The organism is Methylobacterium sp. J-076, from assembly GCF_022829405.1.
Taxonomy (GTDB): Bacteria; Pseudomonadota; Alphaproteobacteria; order Rhizobiales; family Beijerinckiaceae; genus Methylobacterium.
Genome location: NZ_JAKSXW010000043.1, coordinates 1 through 10,075 on the forward strand (window position 1 = coordinate 1; position 10,075 = coordinate 10,075).

General features: G+C 58.7%; 14 protein-coding genes. 12 read left to right on the forward strand and 2 right to left on the reverse strand.

Annotated elements, in window-relative coordinates; all coding sequences use genetic code 11:
* Window positions 1-41: 41 nt before the first annotated feature.
* From MKK53_RS03220 to MKK53_RS03260, 10 genes are all read left to right on the forward strand, one after another.
* Complete coding sequence (locus tag MKK53_RS03220) at window positions 42-827, forward strand: hypothetical protein (protein ID WP_243926860.1); 786 nt, start codon at window positions 42-44, stop codon at window positions 825-827.
* On the forward strand, window positions 824-1,159 hold the full coding sequence (locus tag MKK53_RS03225; protein WP_243926862.1) for a hypothetical protein: 336 nt from the start codon (window positions 824-826) through the stop codon (window positions 1,157-1,159). Before MKK53_RS03220 ends, MKK53_RS03225 begins: the two co-directional genes overlap by 4 nt.
* A 216-nt stretch (window positions 1,160-1,375) precedes the next feature.
* Window positions 1,376-1,573: a hypothetical protein gene (locus tag MKK53_RS03230; RefSeq protein ID WP_243926864.1), complete on the forward strand. Its 198-nt coding sequence runs from the start codon at window positions 1,376-1,378 to the stop codon at window positions 1,571-1,573.
* A gap of 143 nt (window positions 1,574-1,716) precedes the next feature.
* Window positions 1,717-2,364, forward strand: a complete 648-nt coding sequence (locus tag MKK53_RS03235; protein ID WP_243926866.1) for a hypothetical protein — start codon at window positions 1,717-1,719, stop codon at window positions 2,362-2,364.
* The gene (locus tag MKK53_RS25315; protein ID WP_279598792.1) at window positions 2,361-2,489 is read left to right on the forward strand and encodes a hypothetical protein; all 129 of its coding nucleotides are present in this window, start codon (window positions 2,361-2,363) and stop codon (window positions 2,487-2,489) included. Before MKK53_RS03235 ends, MKK53_RS25315 begins: the two co-directional genes overlap by 4 nt.
* Complete coding sequence (locus MKK53_RS03240) at window positions 2,482-4,611, forward strand: phage tail tip lysozyme (protein ID WP_243926868.1); 2,130 nt, start codon at window positions 2,482-2,484, stop codon at window positions 4,609-4,611. The genes MKK53_RS25315 and MKK53_RS03240 overlap by 8 nt, the downstream gene beginning before the upstream one ends.
* Complete coding sequence (locus MKK53_RS03245) at window positions 4,611-5,723, forward strand: phage baseplate assembly protein (protein ID WP_243926871.1); 1,113 nt, start codon at window positions 4,611-4,613, stop codon at window positions 5,721-5,723. Before MKK53_RS03240 ends, MKK53_RS03245 begins: the two co-directional genes overlap by 1 nt.
* A 448-nt stretch (window positions 5,724-6,171) precedes the next feature.
* Window positions 6,172-6,837 (forward strand): hypothetical protein, encoded by a 666-nt coding sequence (locus tag MKK53_RS03250; RefSeq protein ID WP_243926874.1) that lies wholly within the window; start codon window positions 6,172-6,174, stop codon window positions 6,835-6,837.
* A complete protein-coding gene (locus MKK53_RS03255) occupies window positions 6,834-7,796 on the forward strand; it encodes a hypothetical protein (protein ID WP_243926876.1) in 963 nt (320 codons plus the stop codon). Before MKK53_RS03250 ends, MKK53_RS03255 begins: the two co-directional genes overlap by 4 nt.
* Complete coding sequence (locus MKK53_RS03260; RefSeq protein ID WP_243926878.1) at window positions 7,797-8,348, forward strand: hypothetical protein; 552 nt, start codon at window positions 7,797-7,799, stop codon at window positions 8,346-8,348. It begins immediately after the preceding gene.
* 632 nt (window positions 8,349-8,980) lie between these two features.
* On the opposite strand, the gene MKK53_RS03265 is transcribed toward MKK53_RS03260, so the two are convergent.
* Window positions 8,981-9,139 (reverse strand): hypothetical protein, encoded by a 159-nt coding sequence (locus MKK53_RS03265; protein ID WP_243926880.1) that lies wholly within the window; start codon window positions 9,137-9,139, stop codon window positions 8,981-8,983.
* Between the two features lie 195 nt (window positions 9,140-9,334).
* On the reverse strand, window positions 9,335-9,595 hold the full coding sequence (locus MKK53_RS03270; RefSeq protein ID WP_243926882.1) for a hypothetical protein: 261 nt from the start codon (window positions 9,593-9,595) through the stop codon (window positions 9,335-9,337).
* A 41-nt stretch (window positions 9,596-9,636) separates the two neighbouring features.
* On the opposite strand from MKK53_RS03270, the gene MKK53_RS03275 reads away from it, so the two are divergent.
* Both MKK53_RS03275 and MKK53_RS03280 read left to right on the forward strand, forming a co-directional pair.
* A complete protein-coding gene (locus tag MKK53_RS03275) occupies window positions 9,637-9,876 on the forward strand; it encodes a hypothetical protein (protein ID WP_243926884.1) in 240 nt (79 codons plus the stop codon).
* On the forward strand, window positions 9,873-10,075 hold a 203-nt coding region (locus tag MKK53_RS03280; protein ID WP_243926885.1), incomplete at its 3' end, for a hypothetical protein. The genes MKK53_RS03275 and MKK53_RS03280, both read left to right, overlap by 4 nt.

The window sequence follows — 10,075 nt, forward strand, 5'->3', positions numbered from 1 at the left end:
GCCTCTCCCGCCCTCGCTCGCGCAGCTTGAGGGAGGGCGGCATGCATCACGTCAACATCCGCTACAACAACCACGACGGTAACGTTGCACCGTTCGTCGCTATCGGCCGCAGCCGTCCTGATCTCGTGCAGCAGGCTCCGCTGCCGCCGCGCACGGCCGAACAGATCCTTGCCGACCGCGATGCCGCGCAGGCCGAGCGCGAAGCACTCGAAGCCAGTCGCGCCGACCTTCTGCTGACCGGCGGCGTCAATGAGATTGCTACCCTCGATCACCGCATCGCTCTGACCAAGGTTCGTCAGGATCAGGCTGAGGCTCAGCATGCTGCAGCGGTGATCGCTGAGGCTCGGGCGAGGGATGAGCACGATGTTGAGCAGGCTCGCCGGAAGGCCCTTCGCAAGGCCGGGCTGAAGGCCAGCGCCGACGCAGCCAAGCTCGCCGACCGATATGCGGTGATGGCGAAGGATATGGCCGCGCTACTCAACCAGCTTCGCGACCATGAGCGCGTCATCGCCGAAGCCAATCGCAACCTGCCGGATGATGCTGAGCCCGTGCCGCCGGGTGAGCCTCACAACGGCAATCCCGGCACGCCCAGCTACCTCCAGACTCAGTACGAGGTGGTGCGCGTGAACCCAGACGGTTCGCGGGCTGGCATCACGAACACTCCCGGCAAGCTGGTCGAGAAGCGGATCGCCAAAGAGGTCCGCATCCCCGCCACGCCGAGTATTCCGCACACTCCCCTCAGCGGTCGCCCTTACCTCCCGGGTCTCGGTCCCGATGCGACGCCGATCTGGGGCGTCCGTCAGTACGTCAATGGAGAAGCCCGATGAGCATCGAACGAGGCAATTCCGGCGAGCACGCCGCCTTCTGGCGTCGCGTTCTGAATAAGCCCGAGCCGGCGGCTGCTGAGCGCACGCTCACCCAGGCAGAGCGCATCGCCGCTTGGTCGGCGCGTAACCGTCAGGACGAAGGCAAGAGCACTCAGACTCGTGTGGCTGTCGAACCGAGCCGCCGGGATGTTGCCAACCCTGGCGCGACCACCGTTCGGACCCGCGTGCTCTCGACCGAGGAAGTCCGTCACGTCGGCCGCCCTGGTACGTCCTACGCTATCGGCGACACGCACCCGGCCATGGACGGCACTCGCTGGAAGCGCGTCGCCTGATACGAAATTGCGCGGGGCGCCTTCATTGGCCTCCACCCCGCGCGATTGAGGGCCATGCAGCCGGCCCGATAGCCCAAGCCGACCTGTCCTCTGAGCCCTTGGGGATTGTCCAAGGTCGGCACGACTGCACCCCGTCGACCAAGCGACGGACCAAACGGGATCGCGGCTGAGGGATGACCTCGCTGCGGTCCCGACACAGACGATACGGAGAGCCTGATGGCCAGCACCAAGCCCGACACCACCGCCACTGCGACCGCCACCGTGCCGGTGATCGAGATCCCGCCCGTCGATCATGGTGACGCCCATGGCATCGGGAACACGGAGCGCGCGCCCATCCGATCCGATCTGCTGCACGAGACGGCCGAAGAGGCACGGGTCCGCTGGCTGGCATGGATGGCGGCAGGGGTCAGGTGAGGTCCGGCGTGGGGATGGGCAGGCGGTGCAGGTCTCCGGGTCCCTTTTAGGCCCCGCGGAGGGTTGCGGGTCCGCTCGAGCGCAAGCCCTGTCTAGGTGCAGCCCCTCAAAACCACTTAACCTTCACAATCGCGGGCGGACTCATGGCTATCACTACTAAGGCTGCACTTGCTGCCGAACTGAAGATTTCTAAGGCGCGCGTCAGTCAATACGTGAAAGCGGGTCTGCCTGTACGGTCAGACGGCAAATTGAACCGCGAGCAGGCCCTTAACTGGATCAACCGGACTCAGGCGAGCCAAACGTTCGAGGACAAAGGCGCACTCCGGGCGCGGAGGCTGACTTCAGGCCAACCCTCGCTGCGGCCGGCACCGACGCGACACCACCCTGAAGAGCAAGGCTTCGATCCCCGTTGGCCGGATGCCTACGAGATCAATGCAGGCAAGTGCCAAGACTTCCCCTCGGGATGCGTCGTGATGGGCGTGATGAGTATGGTCTATCGAGCTCCGGCGATTGCAGCGATTTTCGCTGTCGAGGCCGGCGCTGATCCCGAGTTCGCCTACCGACTGAAGCAATACGTGACGCTCGCCATGATGATGGAGGCGCAGGAGACGATGGAGCGGCTAGGGGTGAGGCCGTTCTACGACGGCGAAGAACTCCTCTGGCCGTCCGAACACTTCCTCGAATGCGACTGGCCCCATCTCGCCAGCAAGGCTGGCGTGCCTTGCGATGTCGAAGGCTGGCACGCTGCAATGATCGAGAAGAACAAGGCCGAAGCAAAGAGTTCGGCATGACCGATCAGCCAACCTCTCCACCCATCCCGAACGACCCGCCGCGCATCGGTGAGATCCGAACCCTGTTCGGCATCCGGCTCCGCTGGAACGGCACGCAGTGGCAGAAGGTGATCACCTATGGCTGACGAACGCCTGCGCCTTGTTGCAGAGGTCCAAGACCAGTTCACCGGTCCGCTCAACAAGATGGAAACCGCCCTGCGGCGCTCCGCGGCTGCCGGCTCGCAGGCTGCCAAGGACATGAGGAAGGACTTCGAGGGCTTCCACGGCAGCCTTGGCAAGGCGACTTCTACCTTGCAAGGAATGCTCGCACCCTTGCAGTCCCTCGGCGTTGTCGGGCTGGGGGCGGGTCTCGGCCTTGGCGGTATCGCCACAGCGCTGCGCAGCTTTTCCAGCGGCACGCAGCAACTCACGATCCTATCGAAGGAAACCGGCCTTGCGGTCAACGAACTGCGAGCCTTCGGCGCTCTGGGCGAGCGGTTCGGGGCCACGGCCGACACCATGCAGGGGGGCGTAAAGCGCTTTTCTGATGAGATGAGCCAGCTGCGTCGTCGTTATGGCGAGGCGTACAGCGGCCTGCAGGCCATGAACCTCGGCGAGTTGGTCGAGAAGCTGGTCAACGCCCCCAACATGAAGGCCGCGCTGGACGCGGCCATGGATGCCCTGTCGAACATCGGTGATCCGGTTAAGCGCCGAAAGATCGCCGAGATGCTGTTCGGCACGGATCAGATCGGCGCCGTCGCCGGTCAGGTCACGGGCAAATACCAAGAGATGATGAAGGAGATCCAGGCCTCTATCGGCTCCATGAGCAAGGAGACTGAGAAGGCGGCGGCCGAGTTCGAGAAGAACATGAGCCGCATGGGTAACGCGGCAGAGCGGCTAAAACTCAATACGCTCGGTCCGCTGCTCAAGGGCCTCAACACCATCGTCGAGAGCGGCGACCGCAACGGTATCCGTGGCAACGCTGAGGCGATGGATGCGGACCTCGCCGGCCGACTTGCTTCGGCCACCAAGCAGCGCAACGACCTTTCATCCGATCCGGTCAAGAACGCCGAGCAACTGAAGTCGCTTGAGAAGGAGATCGCTCGGCTGACGGATGCGATCCGTCGATCCAAGGATGGCGCTGGCCCAAGCGGCGTATCGGCGATCCCGATGAGCTATAGCGGGGGTGGGGGCTCTGGCGCTGCTAAGATCTACACCGCGTCGTATGGCGGAGTGGTCGGCGGCGGCAATGGCAGCGGCGGCCGAGGCGGCTTCGGCGGGTTCGATGATCTAGGTCCGCCCCTCAGCCCGCGTGTTGGCGGCAATCACGGTGGAGGCGGCGGCGGATCGAACATGCCGCCCATCCCTCCAGGCATTAGCGTTCCTCCGTTGTCGTCGGGCGGGTACACCGGGAATGACGGTCGTCGCGCATCGCGGAGCGGTATGTCTGCCGCCGGGCGGGCGAATGTCGCTTCGTGGATGGAGTTTTTCCGCAAGCCCGTCGATCAGGGCGGTATGGGCTACTCCGATGAGCAGGCCCGGGGGCAGATCGCCATGATGCAGGGCGAGTCTGGTTTGAACCTGAACCCGGGTGCGATGGGTGACAAGGATCGCAGCGGCGTCCCCCACGCCTTTGGGACTGTCCAGTGGTCCGACGCCAAGGGCAATGATCGGTTCCCTCGTCTCAGAGCATTGGCGGCTGAGCGTGGCACCGTATGGCAGGACAGGGCCACTCAGCAGGAGATGTATCGCCGCGAGATGATGGGGCGGTACAGGGGAGTCTACAATCGCATCCGGGGGGCGCAAACCGGTGAGCAGTCCCTGTGGTCGGGGATCGTCGGCTATGAAAATCCCCGCGAGCACAGTCTAGCGTTCAGCATCAGAACTCCATTCCTCAACCGACTTCGGCGCGACGGTGCGGTTGGCGCAGTCGCCAGCGCGTCGCCTAGCGGGCCGCTCGGTGGCGATGAGAATGGCAACTTCCCGAATGGCGTGCCACGGGCTTTGAAGCCCCGCTCTATGGCTAACAACAGCAGCGTGCCGGGACAGGTCGTCGGGGATGACCCGGCCGGTGAGCGCCCCGGTGATGCCATGCTGCGCCGGATGTACGGCGCCCATATGGGCACGCCAGCCCCGAGCCGAGGCACGCTTCACATTCAATTCGAGAACGCCCCCGCCGGTATGCGCCCGCGCGCCTCGATGGACGACCTGTTCAAGGAAGTGACCGTCAGCAAGCAGCGCCAGCTGCCGTCGCAGGAGAGAGCCTGATGCCCGAACCCCAACTCTACTGCGAGGTCCGCACCGAGGGCGGTGTGTTCCGCGACTGGCTGCAAGTCACGATTGCGCAGTCGTTCGACGAGGCATGGCAGCGGAATTTCTCGATGATCTGCGCCGAGCCCAATCAGGGGCTGAACCAGCGCCTCGTCCCCGGCGCGCGGGTGGACATCGCCCTGGCCGGAGAGCTGGTCATCAAGGAAGGCTACATCGTCAATCGACAGGCCAGCTACGACCCGAACCGCCACGCAGTAAAGGTGGACGGCTACTCCAAGGCGGGACTCGCGACCGAAGGGTCTGTCAGCAGCGGGACGGGGCAGTATCGCGGCTACACCGTCGAGGCCATCGCCAACGACGTCCTGAAAACACACGGCATCAAATTCCGCATCGAGGGCAACCCCGACGGTGCGAAGCTGCCGTTCCCGAACGTCATGGTGCGGATGGGCGAAACGCCCTTCGCGATGATCGCGCGGCTGTGCAACCAGCGGGGCCTGCGGATCTGGGCAGACGTGGACGGTACCATTGTCGCCGGGGTGAAGGAAGCGAAGGGCAACGCGACGTTGGTCGAGGGGCAGAACATCATAGCGGCCTCCTGCGCAATCTCGATGCCAGCGGTGTCGGAGACGATCTACAATTCGCAGCAGCCCGGCTCAGACAGCCTGTTCGGCAAGAAAGCGGCCGAGATCCAGGCCAAGTCCAAGCTCACGGCAGGCGTGCCGGGCATCGTTCGGAAGGGCCTCGCAGAGATGCCTCTCGATCAGCAGGGCGCCGTCGCCCGCACGAACATGGATGCGCAGCAGATTGAGGCGTCACGCCTGCGGGTGAACGTGACCTACCAGGGCTGGGAGGCACCCGGCTTGAACCGGCTGTGGAGCCTGCAGGACAGCGTCACCGTCAAAAGCCCGATGCTGTTCCCGACGGAGAGCGGGTCTATGGACCTGAAGCTCTGGGGCTACATCTACACGCAGGACACCAACGGCGGGACGACGACGCAGATCGAATGCGTGAACCGGAACGCCTTCGCGGTTCGCAGCCCCGACGGCAATGTCGATGACGGGTGGTATCGGCCAGGGGCTACGCCTGCGGTGCCGGAAGCGGCGACGTGAACCTCTAGCCCTGATTGGCCTCATGGGGCCCGGCTCTACAGGCCAAAATTCGCCAATGCGGGGCGGGGCACGTGAATTTGACGGCCCCTGTCGCATCAACTGCCTAGCTCCGCCGTCGTTCGAGCATACAGCACGGGCTGTTTAACTTGTTGCAATTAAACAATGATTCCTTTTCACGAACCAGCGGACATGGGGGGCTAGGACCAGGACGTATCCAGCCTCTCCGCAAGCGATATTATGACCCAAATGTCACACCGAGCCGGTACTTTTAAACCCGTATGGAGCATTCTGATATGACGCAATACGATCACAGAACGCGCGACGCGTACATGGGCAGAAAATGACAGCGGCTGAGAGCACGGCTCACCCAACTAGTCCGCCCTTCGGCACGTGGACGGCGGAGTCGGTTCGATTTTCCTTCTTGCTGTTGAGCCCGGCTCCGGATGCGATGCCGCTCTGGAAGGAAATTGCAGGGACGGAGCCCGAGACTGTTGTTGAGAGGCCTGCAAATGCACTGCGGCAAGCAAAGGGCAAATTCGAAAAAGGCCAGCTGTTAATCCAACAGCACCCCTCCCGGGTGGATTTTATTTATAGCCCCAATGACTTTAATCCTATGCAGGCAAATGACAGCCCTTTTGTTGAAATAGGAACTGCAGGCGAGGCTTTTTCAGTATTCAATTCCAAAATTCGTTTAATAAACTCACTTAACTTCAATTGTGCTAGGATTGCTTATGGACCGACACTGTTTATGAAGAGGGGCTCGGTTGTAGAGTGTAACGAGATATTTAACACGTTCAACCCAAATATTCAGATTGACGCAAAGAAAGATAGTGACCTTTTCTTGCAGCTGAATAAGCCGATTAAATCAATAAATAATAATGCTATAGTCATCAACAGAATATTCAAATGGCAAGTGACTGAATTCGGATTAATTACACTAGCCCCTGATGCAAAAACTCTTATAGAACAGACGTCGGCGAGTATGTGCCGCTTGGAGCTAGATTATAGCACCATTCAAAATGGCTCAGTTGCTCTCGACGTTGAAGCGCGTGCTGCCCTATTCGAAGAAATGCAACACGACGCCCATGAAGTATTCGCGCGGAGCGGCAGTTGAGCATCTTAAAAAAGGATATGCGCGCCGTTCCATTGAGCCGAGTTGGGACCAGTCCCATCCTCAGCGATCTTGCATTGCCAAAAAATTATTCGGCCAAATCTACGTTGAGCTCAGATTTAGCAAGTATCTATTATCCCGAAGATTACGGTTCGCAGGCCTTACATCTACACAACTCAACTTTTAAACCGATTTGGAGAAAGCTCGAAAGTGCATCCTCGTTTCCTATAGTAGACTTAGAGGGACATGCCGCAGGTATTCTCAACTTTGATATCGATCTTTACAGCAACGATATTGCACCTATAAGCTTTAATGTAAAATGCTTAATTCTAGTTACACCGAATACAATGGACGATAATCCAGCAAAAATATTACTCCCATCAGGCTCAACATTGCAGATTAAAAACTCAAGTAGATGGGCTGACATGAGGATGATGACCAGCGGCGATGCAAATTTAAACGGAGGGATCGTTGAGCTGCTTCACAGCTTGATCGCACAACGTTCTTCAATCGTCCCTGCATTGTCCGCTCGGGAGCCAATCCGTATTACTGAGGCGCGCCTACGCCAAGCTAGAGCGGAGTTCGAGACTGTAGTCGATTCGCTATCCACAGAACATGAAACCGATCACGGTGAAGCTCTTAGCAAGCTTTACGCCTATTTCGATAAATATTGTTTCATAGATACTTTAAAAGAATACATTGAGTCTAATCGCTACGACCTTGAACTTGTAAAATTAATGCTATCCGCGGCATGCGATGTTGCTTCTTCAACCGATAACTCCGAAATTAAAGATTACGTCTTTGAACTCGCTACGGAGCACCCCAAAGCGGGAATTAGATATTCAGCCGTTGAGGCGCTACGCAATCACTTAGATGAAAAAATAAAATCTTTGCTGAGTATTCGCTTCAAGGACGAAAAAAACCGAACAGTTGCAGCTTCACTAGCGGCGGCCATCAAGTAAATGCCTCTCCTCGCACGAAAGATCGATAGAGATGCCACTTGGGCAGAAGCAGAGGATTATCTTAACGACGAGGATTTTCCGTATGAGGCTATGTATGAGCTTCGCGAAGGCCGTGCGTTGGGCAAGGGTGGCTTGTCGCTGTTTGAGTGCGCCGGCCCTGCTGATGGCGTACTAGCACAAGTTGCTGCCTCATTCTATATGAGCGGAGACCAGAAAAACGCTCCGTCGAAAATATACTTTAGGTTCGTCCACACTGACGATTTGGATAGAGCGCAAATTACTTACAGCAAGACTAAAGGTAAATTATTATACGCGCCCCTAAACGATTTGCATTATGACATAACGGGATTGACTGGTCCAAAGGCACTAATTCTAGCTAAGCTTCTTTTAAATAGTGAACAAATAGAAATACCGCAAAAGACAATTACTTTCGAGATTACACGGGGGCTCAGAGTAGGAAGCTTTGATAAATCAGCTGCAAAAGAAAAATGTTTGCATTTCGTAAACTCAAAAAATGGCTTAGAATTTCTCGAAGACCGGCTAAAATTTTGATTGAACTACTCAATTATTAGTAAAATGTAGATTAGTTGACTGACAATATCTTTGATCGTGGCATTTTCGAAAGCATCAGAGGCTCAATCATTGCTCGCGAAGGCCTCGTGCCACACGATAGGTCCACAATTGTGATCTATGACCTTCAAGGAGCAACCATCTTGCATCCCGACAGAGTGGTAGATGCGGACCGGCACCTTGTGGTCAGCGTGCTTAATGAACACGCTGATCGGTGAGGACTCGATCACTCAATTAGGATTGATGCCTACTAATTACCTTTAGTTGTTTGCCCTTTGGGTGCCTCGCGATGTCGCACGTAGCCCTAGCCAGTGGGCTTACTCGACACCGTCTGCGTTCGCGGTGGACTGGCGCGGCTTTTGGGTACACAAATCGGCGCGAGACGCATCCTTCCACCTTTCGGTAGCGCACAAACACCCAGTTGCCGTTGCGCTAGCGGCTAGGAACGATCCCTCTTCCGTCAGATGGAATCACTCCTACGATGTGCGCATCAGAGGTTGAGTACTCCCGCACATTCAGAACCTCGTTTGGCGCGGTATCAATGACGCGAAGCGTCGACTGAGCATAGGCGGCGGTCGAGCACACAACGACTACACCAGCGAGGAGGATGCGCCTCATTTCAGGTAGCCCTTCGCCTTCAGGTGCTCGGTGAGAAGCTTCTCGACCAGCGATGTGAGCGAGCGCTGATCCTCCTTGGCGGCGGACTCAGCTGCCACTTTTAAAGCCGGATCGATGCGCAGATTGAGCTGCGCTGTTTTTTTTCGCTGCTGCATGTGTAGACAGTGTCTTGACGCCGGCTGTGTATAGACATTATACAGACAACGGCTTGCAGCAGCAAGCGGCCTGCCGAGGTGTTGGAGCACCGCGACAGGCCTAGCCCTCAACGTCTGGGATCTACGTCAATGGCTACCCACGCCCATAGCACGCGCACGCATTTAATACCCCAGCCCTGCAGCGCTCAGCCATTATTAGGCCAGAGGTTCGGCCAGCAGTCCGGCCCCGTCACGCAGGCCATCCGCGCTATGCGGGAGGACAATCCAGATTTGGATCGTGATCGCCTCCGCGACCTGCGCCGCCGGATCGCCGAGCGGATCGAGGCGGACATTGCTCTGCTCGACGCTCTGGACGGCGACTGCGATCTGGAAGACGACGATCCAGCCGGTGGCGATGTTTGCGACGAGCCGCACGACCCAGAGGAAGACGGCGACTGGCACGAGCAACATGCTCACGTGCTCGGCTTCGACGGGACGAACTACCTGCGGGGGCGGGCATGATCCATCGTCAGCACCGTCGTGATAATCTCGCCAACCTGCTCTTTGACATAGAGAGCGATATTCGCGACCTCACCCGCTGGGCGGCCACCATCTGCGAGTTGGGAGTGACCGACAATGATCCCAGTGAATGTCTGCTCGTCGTAGGTCCAGCCCTGCGGGAGATCGCTGAGCGGGTCGAGGCTAGCTGGGAGCACGCATACAAGCTGTCGCATTCGATTGAGGAGGGCGGACGATGACCGCCTCGACTCGTCGCGCCGCCCTCGGCGCCATCCTCGCGGCCCCGCTGACATCCGTGCCGGCTGCGGCCACCCCTAGCCCCACACGGGCGCTGGCGCGGCTAGTTCACCGCTACGAGCGCCTTTACCAATCGCTCGTTCAGGAAGGCGAGCGGTTGGATGGGAGCGGCTGGCTGGATGACGGGACCCACTCAAGACT

Bases quoted from the DNA above. Each gene is read 5' to 3' on its own strand.
- MKK53_RS03220 (WP_243926860.1), top strand. From the start codon at position 42: ATGCATCACGTCAACATCCGCTACAACAACCACGACGGTAACGTTGCA.
- MKK53_RS03225 (WP_243926862.1), top strand. From the start codon at position 824: ATGAGCATCGAACGAGGCAATTCCGGCGAGCACGCCGCCTTCTGGCGT.
- MKK53_RS03230 (WP_243926864.1), top strand. From the start codon at position 1,376: ATGGCCAGCACCAAGCCCGACACCACCGCCACTGCGACCGCCACCGTG.
- MKK53_RS03235 (WP_243926866.1), top strand. From the start codon at position 1,717: ATGGCTATCACTACTAAGGCTGCACTTGCTGCCGAACTGAAGATTTCT.
- MKK53_RS25315 (WP_279598792.1), top strand. From the start codon at position 2,361: ATGACCGATCAGCCAACCTCTCCACCCATCCCGAACGACCCGCCGCGC.
- MKK53_RS03240 (WP_243926868.1), top strand. From the start codon at position 2,482: ATGGCTGACGAACGCCTGCGCCTTGTTGCAGAGGTCCAAGACCAGTTC.
- MKK53_RS03245 (WP_243926871.1), top strand. From the start codon at position 4,611: ATGCCCGAACCCCAACTCTACTGCGAGGTCCGCACCGAGGGCGGTGTG.
- MKK53_RS03250 (WP_243926874.1), top strand. From the start codon at position 6,172: ATGCCGCTCTGGAAGGAAATTGCAGGGACGGAGCCCGAGACTGTTGTT.
- MKK53_RS03260 (WP_243926878.1), top strand. From the start codon at position 7,797: ATGCCTCTCCTCGCACGAAAGATCGATAGAGATGCCACTTGGGCAGAA.
- MKK53_RS03265 (WP_243926880.1), bottom strand. From the start codon at position 9,139: ATGCAGCAGCGAAAAAAAACAGCGCAGCTCAATCTGCGCATCGATCCG.
- MKK53_RS03275 (WP_243926884.1), top strand. From the start codon at position 9,637: ATGATCCATCGTCAGCACCGTCGTGATAATCTCGCCAACCTGCTCTTT.